General features: G+C 70.4%; 17 protein-coding genes. 7 read left to right on the top strand and 10 right to left on the bottom strand.

Translation table 11 applies throughout. From position 1 onward, the window contains the following. Window positions 1-2 precede the first annotated feature (2 nt). Window positions 3-1,040 carry a 2,3-diaminopropionate biosynthesis protein SbnB gene (sbnB, locus tag ACIBVN_RS28580; RefSeq protein WP_397141467.1) on the bottom strand — a complete coding sequence of 346 codons (1,038 nt, stop codon included), beginning with the start codon at window positions 1,038-1,040 and terminating at the stop codon, window positions 3-5. 60 nt (window positions 1,041-1,100) lie between these two features. Beyond that, complete coding sequence (sbnA, locus tag ACIBVN_RS28575) at window positions 1,101-2,063, bottom strand: 2,3-diaminopropionate biosynthesis protein SbnA (RefSeq protein WP_397141465.1); 963 nt, start codon at window positions 2,061-2,063, stop codon at window positions 1,101-1,103. A 252-nt stretch (window positions 2,064-2,315) separates the two neighbouring features. On the opposite strand from sbnA, the gene ACIBVN_RS28570 reads away from it, so the two are divergent. Next, window positions 2,316-3,080 carry an ABC transporter permease gene (locus ACIBVN_RS28570; RefSeq protein ID WP_397141463.1) on the top strand — a complete coding sequence of 255 codons (765 nt, stop codon included), beginning with the start codon at window positions 2,316-2,318 and terminating at the stop codon, window positions 3,078-3,080. A 127-nt stretch (window positions 3,081-3,207) separates the two neighbouring features. On the opposite strand, the gene ACIBVN_RS28565 is transcribed toward ACIBVN_RS28570, so the two are convergent. Beyond that, window positions 3,208-3,579 (bottom strand): VOC family protein, encoded by a 372-nt coding sequence (locus ACIBVN_RS28565; protein ID WP_397141461.1) that lies wholly within the window; start codon window positions 3,577-3,579, stop codon window positions 3,208-3,210. Between the two features lie 85 nt (window positions 3,580-3,664). Here ACIBVN_RS28565 and ACIBVN_RS28560 point away from each other — a divergent pair, with 85 nt between their 5' ends. Beyond that, complete coding sequence (locus ACIBVN_RS28560; protein ID WP_397141459.1) at window positions 3,665-4,123, top strand: MarR family winged helix-turn-helix transcriptional regulator; 459 nt, start codon at window positions 3,665-3,667, stop codon at window positions 4,121-4,123. Window positions 4,124-4,312: 189 nt separating this feature from the next. On the opposite strand, the gene ACIBVN_RS28555 is transcribed toward ACIBVN_RS28560, so the two are convergent. From ACIBVN_RS28555 to ACIBVN_RS28540, 4 genes are all read right to left on the bottom strand, one after another. Continuing rightward, window positions 4,313-5,032 carry an SDR family NAD(P)-dependent oxidoreductase gene (locus ACIBVN_RS28555; protein ID WP_397141457.1) on the bottom strand — a complete coding sequence of 240 codons (720 nt, stop codon included), beginning with the start codon at window positions 5,030-5,032 and terminating at the stop codon, window positions 4,313-4,315. A 14-nt stretch (window positions 5,033-5,046) separates the two neighbouring features. Then, complete coding sequence (locus ACIBVN_RS28550; protein WP_397141455.1) at window positions 5,047-6,294, bottom strand: erythromycin esterase family protein; 1,248 nt, start codon at window positions 6,292-6,294, stop codon at window positions 5,047-5,049. Between the two features lie 238 nt (window positions 6,295-6,532). After that, the gene (locus tag ACIBVN_RS28545) at window positions 6,533-8,047 is read right to left on the bottom strand and encodes a CocE/NonD family hydrolase (RefSeq protein ID WP_397141453.1); all 1,515 of its coding nucleotides are present in this window, start codon (window positions 8,045-8,047) and stop codon (window positions 6,533-6,535) included. A 32-nt stretch (window positions 8,048-8,079) separates the two neighbouring features. Continuing rightward, on the bottom strand, window positions 8,080-9,384 hold the full coding sequence (locus ACIBVN_RS28540; RefSeq protein ID WP_397141451.1) for a CitMHS family transporter: 1,305 nt from the start codon (window positions 9,382-9,384) through the stop codon (window positions 8,080-8,082). Between the two features lie 150 nt (window positions 9,385-9,534). Between ACIBVN_RS28540 and ACIBVN_RS28535 the strand changes: the two genes are divergently transcribed. From ACIBVN_RS28535 to ACIBVN_RS28525, 3 genes are all read left to right on the top strand, one after another. Continuing rightward, window positions 9,535-10,467 (top strand): LysR family transcriptional regulator, encoded by a 933-nt coding sequence (locus tag ACIBVN_RS28535; protein ID WP_397141449.1) that lies wholly within the window; start codon window positions 9,535-9,537, stop codon window positions 10,465-10,467. 295 nt (window positions 10,468-10,762) lie between these two features. Continuing rightward, a complete protein-coding gene (locus ACIBVN_RS28530; RefSeq protein WP_397141447.1) occupies window positions 10,763-11,986 on the top strand; it encodes a CaiB/BaiF CoA transferase family protein in 1,224 nt (407 codons plus the stop codon). Then, entirely contained in the window at window positions 11,976-12,863 is an 888-nt protein-coding gene (locus ACIBVN_RS28525; protein ID WP_397141445.1) for an HpcH/HpaI aldolase/citrate lyase family protein, read from the top strand. Before ACIBVN_RS28530 ends, ACIBVN_RS28525 begins: the two co-directional genes overlap by 11 nt. 42 nt (window positions 12,864-12,905) lie before the next feature. On the opposite strand, the gene ACIBVN_RS28520 is transcribed toward ACIBVN_RS28525, so the two are convergent. After that, entirely contained in the window at window positions 12,906-14,321 is a 1,416-nt protein-coding gene (locus ACIBVN_RS28520) for a glycoside hydrolase family 6 protein (protein WP_397141443.1), read from the bottom strand. A gap of 108 nt (window positions 14,322-14,429) precedes the next feature. Here ACIBVN_RS28520 and ACIBVN_RS28515 point away from each other — a divergent pair, with 108 nt between their 5' ends. Both ACIBVN_RS28515 and ACIBVN_RS28510 read left to right on the top strand, forming a co-directional pair. Beyond that, window positions 14,430-15,008 (top strand): TetR/AcrR family transcriptional regulator, encoded by a 579-nt coding sequence (locus ACIBVN_RS28515; RefSeq protein WP_397141441.1) that lies wholly within the window; start codon window positions 14,430-14,432, stop codon window positions 15,006-15,008. 72 nt (window positions 15,009-15,080) lie between these two features. Next, window positions 15,081-15,863, top strand: coding sequence for an oxidoreductase (locus ACIBVN_RS28510; RefSeq protein ID WP_397141439.1), 783 nt, complete (start codon window positions 15,081-15,083; stop codon window positions 15,861-15,863). An 80-nt stretch (window positions 15,864-15,943) separates the two neighbouring features. Here ACIBVN_RS28510 and ACIBVN_RS28505 read toward each other — a convergent pair whose 3' ends face one another. Then, the gene (locus ACIBVN_RS28505; protein WP_397141437.1) at window positions 15,944-16,522 is read right to left on the bottom strand and encodes a GTP-binding protein; all 579 of its coding nucleotides are present in this window, start codon (window positions 16,520-16,522) and stop codon (window positions 15,944-15,946) included. Beyond that, entirely contained in the window at window positions 16,503-16,907 is a 405-nt protein-coding gene (locus tag ACIBVN_RS28500) for a DUF742 domain-containing protein (protein ID WP_055507219.1), read from the bottom strand. Before ACIBVN_RS28500 ends, ACIBVN_RS28505 begins: the two co-directional genes overlap by 20 nt. Between the last annotated feature and the right edge of the window lie 9 nt (window positions 16,908-16,916).

Genomic DNA, 16,916 nt, shown 5'->3' with positions numbered 1-16,916 from the left:
GGTCAGTACAGGTCCAGCCAGGTGCCCACGCCCTGGTCGACCGCCCGCCGGTACACCTCGGCGGCGCAGGCGATGTCCTCGACGGCCATGCCCATGGGGTTGAGCACGATCAGCTCGTCGTCGGTCTCGCGGCCCGGACGCGTCCCGGCCAGGATCTCACCGAGCTCGGCGTGCAGCGCCTCGCGCGAGAACTTCCCTTCGAGCACGAGCTGGTTGATGATCTTCTTCTCGCGGTTGCTCTGCTCCCAGTCGTCGACGACGACCTTGTCCGCGGCGAGGAAGACCTCCTTGTGGACGTCCATGATGGAGACGTTGGACAGGAAGGCCCCACGCTTGAGCCAAGCCGCCTCGATGTAGGGCTGGTCGGTGACGGTGCAGGGGACCACGACGTCGCCCGCGCGCACGGCGTCCTCGGCGCTGTCGGCCACCTTCACGGTGACCTGCGGGTACTCCGCGGTGACACGGGCCGCGAGCGCGTCGGCGGCCGCCCGCTGACGGTCGTACAGGCGCACCGTGGTGATGTGGCCGAACTGCTCCAGCAGAGCGGTGATCTGGGCGGCGCCGATGACACCACAGCCGATCAGCGCGACGTCGGTGAAGTCCTTCCGTGCCAGGTGCCAGGCGCCGAGCACGGTCACCGCGGCGGTCCGCGCGGCGCTGATCAGGCTGCCCTCAAGGATGGCGATCGGGTAGTTCGTGGCGGGGTCGTTCAGCACGATCACCGCGCTGGCACGCTCCAGGCCGACGCGCGTCGGGTTGTCGTGCTTGCTGCCGATCCACTTCAGGCCGGACATTCCCGGCGTGCCCACGTGGGCGGGCATCGCGATGATCCGGTCGGCGATGTGCCCCTCCTTGCCGTTCACGCGCAGGTACGGCTTGAGCGGCTGGACCGTCTTGCCCTCGGCGTGCAGTTGCAGGGCATCGTTCAGGGCCTGGACGTAGAGGTCGGAACGGTCGCCGCCGACCGAGGCGACGTCACTGCGGCTGAGGTAGAGGATGCGGGGCTTGCCTGCGTCTGCCTGCGTCGTCGAGACGGTCATGGGGTTCTCCTTGCAATGGGGTGGTGATGCGCAGTTTCGAGGCGCGGTGGTGACGAGGGGTCAGCAGGCTGCTGCGGTTGCCCGGGCCCTGTCGGCACGCATCCGCTCCAGCCAGTCGTCGTCGTAGACGAGGTCGAGGTAGCGGTCGCCGCGGTCGGGGAAGATGGCCAGCACGCGGCTGGGCGTGGTCAGCCGCGGAAGGGTGCGCCGGATGGCCGCAACCACCGCGCCACTCGACCCACCGGCGAAAATGCCTTCAGCGGCCAGCAGATCACGGCAGGCTTCGGCGGCCTCCACGTCGTCGACATGGACGACGTCGTCGATCTCGTCGGGCCGGAACAGTTCCGGGACGCGGCTCGACCCGATGCCGGGGATCTCGCGGCGTGCGGGTGCGCTGCCGAAGATCACCGATCCGACCGCGTCGACCGCGATCACGCGCAGGCCGGGGAAATGTTCCCGGAGCCGGCGGGAGCAGCCAAGGATGCTGCCGGTGGTGCTCACCGGCGCGAACAGGTAGGACGGGGGCCGGACCAGCTGTTCGACGAGTTCGGCGCCAGTGCCGTGGTAGAAGGCCTGCCAGTTACGGTCGTTGGCGTACTGGTTGATCCAGATCGCGCCGGGGACCTCGGCCAGTAGCTCCTTGACGCGCCGGATCCGGGTGTGCAGGTAGCCGCCCGCTTCGTCCGGCTCGGAGACTATTTCGACCGTCGCGCCGAGCTGATGCAACAGCGCCAGGTTGGCGCTGGTCGTCTTGGGGTCGACGACACAGATGAACCGCAACCCGTGAATGCGCGCGGCCATCGCGAGCGCGATGCCGAAGTTGCCCGAGCTGCTTTCCACCACCGTGCTCCCCGGGGGGATGGAACCCTCGGCGAGCCCGGTCTCGATGATGTGGCGTGCCGACCGGTCCTTCATACTGCCGCCGGGGTTCATCAACTCCAGCTTGGCCAGCACCTCGACGCCGGGCTCAGGGAAGAGCCGCCGCAGCGCGACGACCGGGGTGTTTCCCACGCAGTCGAACACCGACTCACGGACCGACTCGTGGGCGGCGGATGGATGGGCGGTATCGACGGCTGCTTCGGCAGTCACGATGCTCCCTCAGCTCGATGCCCCGGTTCGGAGGGCAGACAGTTGATCACACTCGATGTAAGGTAAGGCTATCCTTAGTGTCTGTCAATGCCGCATCGTGCCGATCACTCTGCGATGCGGAGTTTTGGGCCGAGCCCGACCCGGAGACCAAGCCTTGATGTCTCTGCGAGCCCTTGGGGTGATTCCATGACCGCGTCGGCATCCACGCTGCTCCCGGTGAACCCGACTCTGGGCGTCGTGCTCGCAGCGCTGTTGGTCGTGGGCGCCGGGGTGGCGGCGCTGGCCCGGCTCGGGCATGCCCGCGCCATCCTCACCGCCAGCCTCCGGGCGACCGTGCAGTTGGCCGCCGTCGTCGCCGTCATCCGATGGACATTCGACTCGCGCCCGCTGCTCTTCGCCTTCCTGGCCGTGATGTTCGCGGTGGCGACCCGCACGGCCGGCCGCCGGATCACCAAGAACCACACCTGGTGGTGGGCTGCCGTGCCGATCGGCGCGGGCGTGTTCCCGGTCGTACTGCTGCTCGTAGCCGTCGGGCTGGTCCCGGTCAAAGGCATCGCGCTCATCCCCGTCACCGGCATCCTCATCGGAGGCGCGTTGACCGCGACGGTGCTCGCCGGGCGGCGCTCGCTGGAGGAGCTGGAACTACGGCACGGAGAGGTCGAAGCAGCGCTGTCCATCGGGCTCCTGGACCGGGATGCCCGACTGGAGATCGCCCGGCCATCGGCGGCCGGGGCACTGATCCCGGCGCTCGACCAGACCAGGACGGTCGGGCTGGTCACCCTTCCCGGCGCGTTCATCGGCATGCTCCTCGGCGGCGCATCACCGCTGCTGGCCGGGGCAGTGCAGCTGTTCGTCCTGGTCGCGCTGCTGGTGGTGGAGTCAGTGGCGGTCGCGCTCGCGCTGGAACTGGTGGCACGGGGCAAGCTCAGCAGAGCCCCACGGCCGGAATGACCTACGTCCAGGGACAGCCGTCCACCGAGCACGCCGGCCCTCGCACGTCACTCCGGCCGGGCACCAGCCGAACGAGCCTCCGCAAGCGAGAACGGCCCGCGCGGGGTGACGGCGATGGCGGTCATGGTCAGGCTTCGTGCGTGGTGATGACGTAGCCCTCAGGGCCGACGAACGTGAACATCCTGCCGAACGGACCATCCTCGGGTGCCTTGACGATGGGGACCCCGGCGGCGTGGAGCCGGTCGTGCAGGGCCTGCGCGCCAGTGGTCCGGAACCACAGGGCGACCCCGAGTCCGGGTCGCTCGACGGCGTCGAGATCCACTCCCGGCAGCGGCTCGCGGACGGCGAACGGAACGGGCTCGGTGGTGAACACCACGGCGCCGGGCGGCGAGGCAGGCGCCCGGCGCAGCCCGAGGTGCTGCTCGTAGAAGGCGGCTGCCGCCTCGACATCGCGCACCTGCAGAGCGATGAAGTCCGGCCCACTGACGGTGACAGTCATGAAGTACTCCTCGATCACATGTATGTCAGGACTTTGACATAAGAGGAAGATAGACGTCGCCGCACTTACATGTCAAACTCCTGACATGCATGATGGGACTCCCTCCAGCCACGCCCCGGCCGCCGACGTGACCGAGCGCCTGGGATATCGCCTCAAGCGCACCGCCGCGACCCTGCGCAGCGCGATGGACAAGGCACTGCGCGAGTACGGTCTGACCGTGCCGCAGTACGCCTGCCTCGAACTCCTCGACCAGCGCCCCGGCCTGTCCAACGCCGAGCTGGCCCGCGGCACCTTCGTCACGCGGCAGTCCATGAACGTCGTCCTTCGCGGACTGCAGGACGCCGGCCTCCTGACCCGGCCGGCCAGCACCGACCACGGTCGCGCTCTGCCCGCCCACCTCACCGAGGAGGGCCACCGTCGCCTCGCGGCGGCACGCTCCGCCGTCTACGCCATCGACCAGCGCATGACCGATGCCGTCCCGGAGGAACGCCTCGCCGAGCTCCTCGCCGACCTCGATCGCATGGCGGCGGCACTCGACGGGTGAAACGTCCGCGCGCCAAGACCGTTGCTCGCTCACCAGCTTCCAGTCGCTGGGAAGCTTTGGCCATCGAGATTTCAACACCCCGCAGCGCCTGACGCCGGCGGCCCGCGCACTGATGCTCGGCTGCGCGTAGCCGACGTGCCCACTTGCTCGCCGGCGGAGACGACCGCGAGGGGAGCCGTCTTCAGCCCGTCATGGCCGAGTGTCTGCGGTGGGCATGTCCGGCTGCGCGCCGGTCGCCAGCCACTGGCCGCGCCGCGTGATCCCGGTGGCCCAGCCGTCCGGCACCACGGTGAAGGTCCCCGCCCGCACGGCCGCCAGAGCCTGTTCGGCGATGGCCGCGGGGTCCTCGCCGTCGGGCGACATGGCGGTGCGGACCAGGGCAGGGCAGAGCACTGTCACGCCGACCGGCGTGCCGGCCAGCGACAGAGCGGCCTGCTCGGCGAGGGCGACGACGGCGTGTTTGGAGGCCGCGTACGCGCCGCCGGTGGGGAAGGTGACGAGGCCCGCCAGAGACGCGGTGATCAGGATGTGCGCGGGGCGCCCGGCGGCGAGCAGGCGCGGGACGAACGCGCGCAACCCGTTGACCACGCCCCCGACGTTCACCGCGAACACCCGGTCCCAGTCCTCGGGGCTCACCTCCCACGGCGCGCCCAGGTCGCGGCCGACGATGCCCGCGTTGAGGCACACGAGGTCGGCACCCGGCGCCGCGGCGGCGAGTGCCTCCATCTGCGCGGCGTCGGAGACGTCGGTACGGACGGCGTCGGCCCGCAGCTCGGCCGCGGCACCGGCGAGCGCCGCTTCGTCGACGTCGGCGAGCACGACCCGCGCCCCGGTCGAACGGAGACGGGTGGCGAGCGCTCTGCCGATCCCACTGGCTGCGCCGGTGACGACGGCACTGGTGATGTCCATGATCCGCGTCCTCGCTAGAAGCTGACGGTGGGGTCGAGTGTCGCGGTGGGCGTGCACACGACCGCGTCGAAGGCCTGGTGAAGCGGCGTGTCCACGACGGCGCTCTGCGAGCGCATGCGATCGAGCGACGTCCGCGAACGGAGATCGGTGAGGGTGACGGCCCCGCCGAGCCCGGCGTCGGTGAGGGTCTTTTCCACGCTTCCCGGGGCCGGAGCGTCCATGGTGACGAGTTCGACCGTGAAGCCGACCGGGGAGCCCTCAGGGGAGACGCTCATTTCCGGCACCTGATCGGCGGTGTGGGTCATCGCCACGACGCGGTACTGCCGGCCGAGGTCTCTCGCGAGGTAGTGGCCCATCGGCAGCGCGGCCAGGTGGCCGTCGAAGGTGACGGGGGTCTTCTGGATGTGGTTGTTGTGGGCGACCAGCACGACTCGCGCGCCGGTGCCGGCGCGGGCGAGGTGCCACTGTACGGATGCGGCCATGAAGTGGTCGCGGACCGACGTGTCGCCCGGCGCGCCCGCGCCGGAGAACAGGTCGTTCATCGCCCGGAGCATGTAGTCGGTGTGGCAGGCCGTGTCGAGGTGGTGGCGGGCCGTGTCGTAGCTGCGCTGATCGCTGCGGGAGACGTAGATCGGTTCGAGCGCGCGAAGCCGCGTCGACAGGCGGGCCAGGCTCGCCGTGAGGGAGTCCTGGAGCGCAGGGTCGAGCGTCCCCCACCGGGGTGCCGATACGGCGGCGGAGCCGCCGGTGATCTCGCCGGCCGTGCGCAGGACGCCCGCCACGAGGTCGCCGATGTCCGGATCGACCAGCCCCAGGTAGTCGGCGACCGGATCGAGGTCCGGCAGCAGGGTCAGGGTGTTGGGGAGGTCGATCCCGGCGATCTGGATGGGCTGCGTTCTGCCTACGTTGTAGCGGCGCAGCCAGCGCAGCAGCTCCCCGAACATGCCGAGGGTGAGGGGCCCGCTCAATCGGTGCAGGTCGGGCTCCTCGCCATCGCCGGCGAGCCAGGGGTTGACGGCGGCGGCCTGGGTGGATCCGAGTTCGAGCGCCACGTGGGTGAATCCGCAGCGTTCGATGAGGAAGCGCAGCAGCCGTGCGCGGGCGAGGGTGAACTCGCGGACGAAGTGGGCGCCCTCGCCGACGCCCACGACCTGGGCGTCTTCGATGATGCCGCGCAGCGGTTCGAGATCGTCCAGGACGGGGGCGTCGGGGTCGAGGGTGTTCAGGACAGCGGTGTGCGCTGATGGGAAATCGGAAGCCATGGTGATGCACTCGTTTCTCTGGTGATGCCGATCGACGGTCGACGTGGTGAGGAACGCAGTGCGGAACGCGGGCTTACGGCCGGACTCAGGCGCGGCCGAGCCGCCATTGGTGCCGACATGCTCCAGCGGCACTGCGCCTTCTCACTGGCGCGTGATCAGCGAAACAAGGTGCCGGGTACCATGGCCCGATCTTATCCGAGTGCGCCGTCCCGCAAGTGACCGGGGACGGCGGCCGGGGTCAGAGCGTGGTCAGCCGGATGGTCGAGCCGCCGTGCCCGAGTCTCAGCGACACCTGGCCGGCCGGGGCGTCGGAGTCGATCTCCGGGTAGTCGTCGCTGGACACCGTGACGCGGATGCTGTGCCCGGCCGCGACGCGGTAGTGGGTGGGCCAGGTGCGGATCTCCAGGTCGTACGCCTTGCCCGGGCTCACCGGGACGGCGCGGTCGTGGCCGAATCGGTGGCTCGCCTTCAGCCAGCCCTGGGTGATGCGGGTCGCGGTCCCGTCGGGTGCGACGTCCTGCACCACGACCGCGAGGTTGCCGTCGGTCGCGCTGAACGAGGCCCGTACCTTGGCCTGGACGTCACCGGCGAGGACCAGGTCGCGCGGGAGCGGCCCCGTGGCGAACTCCAGCCGCTGACCCGGCCCGCCCGCTGCCGGCTTGGTGTTGACCTCGAACGTACGGGTCGCCGAGACCTCCGGGGTGGCCGACAGGGTGCCGTCGGAGGACAGGCTCAGGCGGACCTGCCGCGTCCCGGCAGGCGGCCAGCTGTCGAACTGCCGCCAGCCCGTGCCCGGCACCTCGTACGAGGTCACCTTGGCCGCGGGCAGCGGCGCGCCGGGGCGACGGGCCAGCCAGCGGTCCCACCAGGCGAGGTAGGCGCCGTTGCCGATGTCGGCCGGCTGCCCGGCCGGCCAGCCGTGCACCCAGGGACCGGACACCAGCCAGACGTTGCGCTCGCGCGCCTGGAAGTTCTCGACCATGCCCTGGCGGTACCGGTCGTACCAGCCGGCGATCTCCAGGACGGGGACGTCGAGGTCCTTCCACCGCGACTTGACGCTGCGCCCGCGCCAGAAGTCGTCGTAGAGCGGGTGCTGGGCGTAGGTCACCAGGGTGTCGGGGGCGGTGGCGCGCTGCCAGTCGCGGATCCTGGCCGAATAGATGCCGCCCCGGTAGATGGTGTTCTCGTACCAGTCGCTGATGCCGTCCACGGGGATGATGGCGGCCAGGTGGGGCGGCTTGTTGACGGCGACGAGGAGGGAGGAGTGGCCGCCGTAGCTGACGCCCGTCTGCCCGATCCGGCCCGTGGACCAGGGCTGGGCGGCCAGCCACTCGATGAGGTCGTAGTTGTCGCGCTGCTCCTGAGGGCTGAACGGGTCGAGGTGTCCGGGAGAGTCGCCCGATCCCCGGGCGTTGCAGACGGCCGCGACGTAACCCCTGGTGACGAAGTACGCGGCGGCCCGCCCCTGGGCCTCCAGCTGGTTGTAGGCGTTGTAGTCGTAGACGATGCCGGGGAAGCGGCCAGGGGCGGGCGTGCCGTCGGGGGCGGCGGGGCGGTGCAGGTCGCAGGCCAGGTGGCTGCCGTCACGCACGGGTACGGTGACGCGTTCCTTGTGTACGCCGTACTCGGCGGGGCGGTCGTAGGAGAAGAAGGGGTCGGGCGGGAGCGGTGCGCCGGTCGTGGCGAGGGCGGGGCTGCAGGTCAGCGTGAAGGCGGCGGCCGACAGCGCGGCCATGATCTTGACAGTTCTCACGTGCGATCCTCTGAGGTCGGAGGGAGGGTGTTTCAGAGGGAGAAGGCGCCGGTGAGCAGCGCTACCGCGGTCATGACGAGCGTGGTGGCGAACGCCCACTTGAAGATGAAGCGCTGGTGCTCGCCCAGTTGCACGCCGCTCATCCCGACCAGGATGAACGTGGAGGCGGTGAGCGGGCTCAGCGGGAACCCGGTGGTCATCTGGCCGAGGATGGCCGCCCTGGCGACCTCGGCGGGCGCGCCCCCGAAGCCGCTGACGGTCTCGGCGAGCACCGGCAGGACGCCGAAGTAGTACGCGTCGGGCGTGAACACCAGGCTGAGCGGCATGCCCGTGATCGCCACGAGCACCGGCAGGTGCCCGCCGAGCGAGTCGGGGATGACGCCGACGAACGCGGAGGCCATGTGGCTGATCATCTTGGTGCCCGTGAGGATGCCGGTGAACACGCCGGCCGCGAAGATCATCGTGGTGACCAGGACGACGCTCTTGCCGTGCCGCTCCAGGAGCTCCTGCTGGCGTTCCCAGGTCGGGTGGTTGACCAGCAGCGCGATCGCGAACCCGACCACGAACAGCACCGGCAGCGGCATCACCTGCAGCACGAGCCCGACCAGCAGGGCGACGGTGAGGAGCACGTTGAAGACGGTCAGAGCCGGGTGCACGGGCGCCCGCTGGGTGCCGGGTCCCTCGCCGACCAGGTGCTCTTCCGGCACGCCGGCGGACGGCAGCTTGCCGAGGCGGCGGCGTTCCCTCAGCCCGATCAGGTACGACGCCACCAGCACCCACACGATGCCCGCCGCCATCGCGGGCAGGACCGGCGTGAACACCTGGGAGCTGTCCAGCTTCAGCGCCGCCATCGCCCGCGCGGTGGGTCCGCCCCAGGGGATGAGGTTCATGACCCCGGCGCCCAGGCAGACCACGCCCGACAGCACCAGCGGACTCATGCCGAGCCGCCGGTAGACCGGCAGCAGCGCCGAGACCGTGATCAGGAACGTCGACGCGCCGTCTCCGTCGAGCGCCACGCACATGGTGAGCACGGCGGTGCCGACCGCGATACGCAGCGGATCGCCCTTGGCCAGGCGCAGGATGCCGCGGATGAGCGGGTCGAAGAGACCGGCGTCGATCATCAGGCTGAAGTACAGGACCGCGAACGCGATCATGATGCCGGTCGGCGCGACCTTGCCCAGCCCGTCGAGGATCATCTTCCCCAGCTCGCCGCCGAAGCCCCCGGCCAGCGCGGCGAGGACCGGGATCAGCACCAGAGCGATCAGGACCGACACGCGCTTGGTCATGGTGAGCAGCAGGAACAGAACGATCGTGGTGAATCCCAGGGCTGCCAGCATCGATGTTCGCCTTCTTCCTAGCCCGGCTCGCTGGGGGTGACGTGCCGGAGTGTTACGGAAGAGTTTCCGAGCGACGAAAACCCAGGTCCAGCATCAAAGCAACATTTATCCATGCATTCTGCGCAACAGTGTCGGTCTATGCTCACCGCCATGGAGGCGAACCTGCGGCTCCTGGCCGCGTACGCCGCCGTGGCCAGAGCGTCGAGCTTCACCGCGGCGGCGGCCGAGATGCACGTGTCGCAGTCGTCGCTCAGCCGCGCGGTGGCGGAGCTGGAGCGGCTGCTCGGCGCGCAGCTGCTGGAGCGCGACACCCGCAACGTGCAGCTGACCGCGGCCGGGGTGGAGACGCTGCGGGTGGCCGAGCAGATCGTGTCCGCCCACCGCTCGGGCATGAAGGAGCTGGAGCGCTACCTGCTCGGCGAGTCCGGCGTGGTGGCGGTGGCCACGCTGCCGTCGGTGGCCGCGGTGCTGCTGCCCCAGGTGATCTCCGACTTCCGGCGGCGGCGGCCCATGGTGGCGTTGCGGATCATGGACGGTCTGGAGCAGGTGGTGCTCGGCCGGGTCCTCTCGGGGGACGCGGACTTCGCGATCTCCACGGTCGGCGCCGCATCCGAGCAGCTCGAGCACCGCCCGCTGATCAGGGACCGCTTCCATGCCGTGCTGCCCGAGCACCACCCGCTCGCCGCGCAGGAGCACGTCACGTGGGAGGAACTGGCGCGGGAGCCGTTCCTCGCGGTCGGGCCTGAGTCGAGCGTGCGGCGGCTCACGGACGCGGCCTTCGCCCAGGCGGGGGCTTCCGTGACGCTCGCTGCGGAGGCGGGGAGCGTGGCGACGGTGGGCGGGCTCGTCGCGGCGGGGCTCGGCGTCTCGGCGATGCCCGCCCTGGTGCTGCCGCTGATGGGGTCTGGGTCTCCACTGGTGTACCGGCCGCTCGCCGACCCCGTCGTGGACCGCCGCCTGGACGTCGTCGTCCGCGCCCGCCGCACGCTGCCGCTGGCGACCGGCGCGTTCCTCGACCTGCTCGACGCGTTCCGCCGCGAACTGCGCGACCTGCCCCTGGGCGTCTCCTGGAACCGCGACTGACGCCGCCCCCACGTCCCCGCCGCCCCGGACTCGACCACCCCGAGGCACCTCAGCGCACGTCGGCGCCGCACTGAGACGACCCCGCCGACCGGGGCTGGGGTCCCTCTGGGGAGGCGTCTTCGGCAGGAGTGCCGGGACATCTCGGCGACCAGCCTCACGCGCCATCGAGGGCGTGCGGGGTGGGGATTTATGTGGAAAGTGCATTGAATGATGGTTTTCTTGTGCTGGACACGCATTTCACCGCCTCGGCAGGATGAAACGACCGCAGTCGCGATCGGGAGGCGAAGGAGCGCGGGTGACAGGCACAGGGCAGGACACGGGCGGGGCCGGTCAGGGGCAGTTGCGCGGGCTGAAGGTGGTGGAGTTCGCGCACGTGGTGGCCGGTCCGATGGCCGGCTCCATGCTCGCCGACCAGGGTGCGGACGTGGTGCACGTGGAGGCCCCCGGCGCCGGTGACGCCGCCCGCGCGATGGGTCCCGTACGGGATGGCGTACCTCTGTGGTTCAAGGTCGCCGGGCGCAACAAGCGTTCGGTCACGCTCGACCTGCACCACGCGGCCGGACGGGAGATCGCCCACCGGCTCGTCGCCTGGGCGGACGTCGTGATCGTGACCCTGCGGGCCGGGCGGCTGCGCGACTGGGAGCTGGACTGGGAGGCCGTGCACCGGATCAACCCCGCGGCGATCCTGCTGCAGATCTCCGGGTTCGGGGCGACCTCCTCGCGTGCGAACGAGCCGGGCTTCGGCAAGATGGGCGAGGCCAGGAGCGGGGTGGTGCACCTGACCGGGTTCCCCGACGGGCCTCCCGTGCACACCGGGTTCTCCCACGGGGACGCGGTCACGGGGCTGATGGGTGCGTACGCCGTGCTCGCCGCGCTCCACCGCCGGGCGAGCGACCCCGAGTTCGACGGCGAGTGGATCGACCTGGCCCTCTTCGAGCCCCTGTACCGGCTGATCGAGTGGCAGATCATCACCTACGACCAGCTCGGCGCCGTGCCCGAGCGGGCGGGCAACCAGCTGGCCGTGGCGCCCGCCGCGGTGATCAACACCTACCGGTCGCGCGACGGCGAATGGGTCACCGTGACGTCCGCCACCCTCCGTTCCGTACGCAACGTGGCCCGCCTACTCGGCCTGCCCGAGGAGGACTTCGCCACCTCGGCACAGCAGCACGCGGGCCGGGAGGCCCTGGACGAGGGCCTGCGGGAGTGGGTGGCGGCGCGGACCACCGACGAGTGCCTGGCGGAGTTCGCCCGCGCCGAGGTGGTGGCCTCCCGGGTGTTCACGGCCGCCGACATCGTGGCCGACCCGGTCTACGCCGAACGCGGCGACATCATCACCGTCGACGACGCCGACCTCGGCCCCGTACGCATGCAGGGCGTGATCCCCCACTTCCACCGACGGCCGGGGAAGGTCTGGCGCACCGGCCCCGAGCTGGGGCAGGACAACCGCCTCGTCTACCGCGACTGGCTCGGGCTCGGCGAGGACGAGCTGGCCGACCTGGAGAAGCAAGGTGTCATTTGAGCGGCTCCCCCTGCGTTCCCTGCTCTTCGTCCCGGGCACGAGGACGGACTGGCTGGCCAAGGCGGAGGCGGCGGGGGCGGACGCGGCGATCCTCGACCTCGAGGACGCGGTCCCGGCGGACGGCAAGGCCGAGGCACGCCGCCGGGTGGCCGCGGCGGTGGCCGCGTTCGACGGGCGCATGGCCCTGTTCGTCCGCGTCAACCCGCTGGACGGCTGGGCGGGGGCCGAGGAGCTGCGTGCCGTCGCGCACGGCAGGCTCGCCGGGATCGTGCTGCCCAAGGTGGCCGGCCCCGAGGACGTACGGGTCGCGGACCGGCTGCTCGGCTGGTGCGAACGCGAGCACGGCCTGCCGCCGGGGCACCTCGCCCTGGTGCCGCTGCTGGAGACGGCCTGTGCGCTGCGCGAGGCGTACGAGATCGCCCGGGCGGCCCCCCGCGTCGCCTACCTCGGCGCCGTGACCGCGCCCGGCGGCGACGTGGCCCGCGCCGTCGGCTACCGATGGAGTCTGGAGAGCACGCTGGGCCTGCGTTCCCGGGTGCTCCTGGACGTGCGCGCGGCCGGGACGCCCAACCCGGTGGCGGGTCTGTGGACAAGCATCGGCGACCTGGACGGGCTGCGTGCCTTCGCCGAGCAGAACCGCTCGCTCGGGTACGAGGGCATGATGGCGATCCACCCCTCCCACATCCCCGTCATCAACGAGGCGTTCTCCCCTTCCCCCGATGAGCTGGCCCGTCACGCCCGGCTGATCGCGGCCGTGGAGGCGGCCCAGGCCGGCGGAGCGGGGGCGGTGACGTTCGAGGGTGAGATGGTCGACGAGGCCATGGCCGCCACGGCCCGCGCTCTCCTCGCCCGCCACATTGAGGAACGGGGCCGATGAACCGGCCGGGCCGTTGAGCGGGCCCGGCCGTCTGAATACGCGTCAGCCGTTGATCAGAGCCATCGCCAGGTCGGGATCGAAGGTCCCGGCCGGCTCGCCGGAGATGCCGCACTGGCCGTCGGAGTCACCGGGCACCTTGACCCAGAAGAGGTACTCGGCGCCGCTCGACTGCTTGGCCGGAGGAGTGCCGAGCTTTCGGCCGGGCGGGTTGCACCAGTTGTCCCCAGGCGTGTCGTCCTCGTAGGGACCGTTGCCGTTGCGGCTGGTGTCGATCACGTACTTCTTGGCGCCCACCGTGCCCGACAGGTAGCCGTTGACCGCGACGGAGTACGTCTCGGAGTCAACGGTGGTGAAGTAGTTCGACACGTTCACGGAGAAGCCGCGGGTGTTGGCGATGCCCGACTTGACCAGGAGCGGCGCCATCTTGTCGGGCGCGTGCCAGGTGGCGTTGGCCGCGTCCAGGTAGACCCACGCGTTGGGGGCCTGGGCGCGCAGCACCTGGGTGGCGTCCAGCAGCATCCGGTACTGGTCCTCGGGGTCCTTGCCGAACTTGGTGACACATTCGGCGGCGGCGACCGCGTCGGGCTCCAGCACGACGATCGCGTGCCTGGTGCCGATGGCCTTGGCGAACTCGGTGATCCAGTTGTGGTACCCGGTCGCGTCACCGGCGCCGCCGCCCGACTCCCCGCCGCACGCGTCCCGGTTGGGGATGTTGTACGCCACCAGCATCGGCAGCTTGTCCTGGGCCTGCGCCGCGCCGACGTAGTCGTCCACGGCCTTGGTGATGTCGCCGAACCAGCCGCCGAACCACTCGAAGATCGGTTTGTTCGCGATGTTGGCGGCGATGGCCTTCCCCGTGTCGGTGTCCTTGTTCGCCGGGTCGCCGGCCCACCTGGCCGGGTTCGACAGGGGGGACACGTAGAGGGCGGTCGGCCGCGTCGTCTGCGTCTCCAGCAGCGACACGTTGTCGAAGCGGACCGTCGGGGCCCCACCGGACCCGCCCAGTTGGAAGGTCACCTCGGCGGCCGTGTCGGTGGCGGTCGCGGCGGTGAACGGGATGCTGTAGCGCTTGCTCCCCGTCGTGAGCTGCACGTCCGTGGCAAGCGACTGGTTGGCGCTGGGGGTGGCCGTGTACTGCACGGTCGCACGCGCCTTGAAGGCGGTGGTGGAGTAGGCGTCGAACGAGAGCGTGTAGCTCTTGCCCGGGTTCAGGCCGGCGGTGGTGGGCGCGGCCACCATGGCGTCCCAGGGGTTCGCGACGACCTGTTTCACGGCCACCTTCATCCATCCGGACTCGGCGGTGACGGTCGTCTGGCCGATCGCGGCCCAGGGGGCGGTGGAGCTGGTGAAGGTGCCGTTCCCGATGAGCTGGGTGGCCGCCGAGGCGGGCTGGGGAACGAGGAGGACGGCGGTCAGGGCGGTGGATAAGGCTGCGGTTGCGCCTGCGATTAATCGCACGTGATCACCTTTCGGCGGGAGTCGCCGTTGATCATGACCGACCGGCCAGACAGAGGTCAAGGGAACGGATTTTGACCTCCAGGTCAAGAAAATGCTACGGTCATGGCCATGGGAAGGCCGAAGCAGTTCGATCCGGACGTGGCCGTCGAGCAGGCCATGGACGTGTTCTGGCGCAAGGGCTACGGCGCCACCACGCCGCAGGACCTGGTCGACGCGCTCGGCATCGGCAAGGGCAGCCTCTACAACACCTTCGGCAGCAAGCACGCCCTGTTCGAGGCGGCGCTGGGCCGCTACCGCGACAGCCAGGCGGTCGCGCTGATCGAGATGCTGGAGGAGCCCGGTCCCGTCAAGGACCGGCTGCGCGGGGCGCTGCGCCTCCTGGCCGAGATGGACCTGGCCGACCCCGACCGGCGTGGCTGCATGGCCGTCAACACCGCCGCGGAGCTGGGGCGGGCGGACGAGAGTGCGGCGCGGCTCGTACGGCGCATGCTCGACCGCACCGAGGACGCCTTCCGCGCGCTGATCGAAGAGGGCCAGCGCGGCGGAGAGATCGCCGCCGACCGCGACGCTCACGCGATCGGGAGCCTGCTGCTGAACACCGTCGTCGGCATGCGCCTGATCGCGCGCGTCGCCGAGGGGCCGGACCGCCTCGACAGGGTGATCGACGCGGTCATCGACTCCCTCTGAGTCCCGCATGCCATGGCGGGACCTCCACCATGCCTATTTTTTGTACCTATAGTTCAAGAATTGGAGCGGCTCATGGAGCTCAACCTTCACGCCAAGACCGCCGTCGTCACCGGTGCCAGCCGGGGCATCGGGCTGGCCACCGTGCAGACCCTGATCGCCGAGGGGGTACGCGTGGTCGGCGCCGCCCGCACCGTCACCCCCGAGTTGGAGAAGTCGGGAGCCGTCGCGGTGTCGGCCGACCTGAGCACCGCGGAAGGGGTCGCCACCCTCATGGAAACGGCGCTCGCCCAGCTGGGCGGCATCGACCTGCTGGTGAACAACGTCGGCGGCGGCGATGACGTCGAGCCCGTCGGATTCCTCGACACCGGTGACGCCGAATGGGCCGCCATCTTCGACATCAACCTGCTCAGCGCCGTACGCGTCACCCGGGCCGCTCTGCCCAGCCTGATCGAGCGGCGCGGATCGGTGGTCAACGTCTCGTCCATCAACTCCAGGCTCCCGGCCGCAGGCCCCGTCGCCTACAGCGCCGCCAAGGCCGCGCTGACCGCGCTCGGCAAGTCCCTCGCCGAGGAGTTCGGGCCGCGGGGCGTCCGGGTCAACACCGTCTCGCCCGGCGTCGTCCGTACCGCCATCTGGGACGATCCGGACGGCTTCGGCGGCAAGGTGGCGGCTCTGGCGGGAGCCGAGCACGCCGCCTTCCTCGAGCAGATCCCGGCGGCGTTCGGCATCACCACCGGCCGGATCACCGAGCCCCGCGAGGTGGCCGCCCTGATCGCGTTCCTTCTGTCGGATGTCGCCGCCAACATCACGGGCGCCGACCACGTCATCGACGGCGGCACCGTCAAGACCCTCTGAAGGCCGATCAGCACCGAAATGCGAGGCGGCCCCCCACGTGCGTGGGGGGCCGCCGATTTACCCGCATCACCGCCGGGGGTCTACACCGGGGTGCGCATGTGGCGGGTCAGGGCGTGTTCCACCAGGGTGATCAGGGTGGCCTTCACCGACTCCCGCTGCCTCGCGTCCAGGCGGACGATCGGGATGTGCCCACCGATCGACAAGGCCTCGCGGAGTTCCTCCTCCGCGTGCGCGAACTGCCCGTCCCACCCGTTGATGCCGATCACGAACGGCAGCTTCGCCTCTTCGAAGTAGTCGATCGCCGGGAAGCTGTCGGCGAGGCGGCGCGTGTCCACGAGCACGACCGCGCCGATGGCGCCCCGTACGAGGTCGTCCCACATGAACCAGAAGCGGTGCTGTCCGGGCGTGCCGAACAGGTACAGGATCAGGTCACGGTCGAGCGAGACCCGGCCGAAGTCCATGGCCACGGTCGTGGTGGTCTTGTTGGGCGTGAGGGAGACGTCGTCCACGTGCGCCGAAGCGTCCGTCATGACCGCTTCGGTGGTGAGCGGCAGGATCTCCGAGACCGCACCCACGAACGTCGTCTTCCCCACGCCGAAGCCTCCGGCCACGACGATCTTCGTCGAGGTTAGGCCGGGGCTAGAGCCTGCGAAGTCCACTGAGCACCCTTTCGAGCAAGTTCAGGTCCGGCTTTCCGGCGTCCAGCGCAGGCTGGTGCACACGGATCAGGCCCTCCGACGCCATGTCGGCGATCAGCACCCGGACCACGCCAAGGGGCTGCCGTAAGAGGGCGGAGATCTCGGCAACCGACCGGACGTTCCGGGTCAGCTGGATGATCGCCTGATACTCCGGACTAAGTAGAGAAATGTCTTGGTATTCCGACGTCACGGAGGACACCAATGCCTCCATGGCGAACTTCATCCGCGGCGCGGTACGCCCCCCGGTCACGGCATAGGGCCGTACCAGGGAGCTCGGCTTCTGCGGACGGGGAGCCGCCGGATGCGGCGGAGTACTATCACCAGCCCAACCCTGACCTGACACCATGATCTCCTG

Source organism: Nonomuraea sp. NPDC049400, from assembly GCF_044466425.1.
Taxonomy (GTDB): domain Bacteria; phylum Actinomycetota; class Actinomycetes; order Streptosporangiales; family Streptosporangiaceae; genus Nonomuraea.
This window is presented reverse-complemented; position numbering and strand designations above follow the sequence as displayed.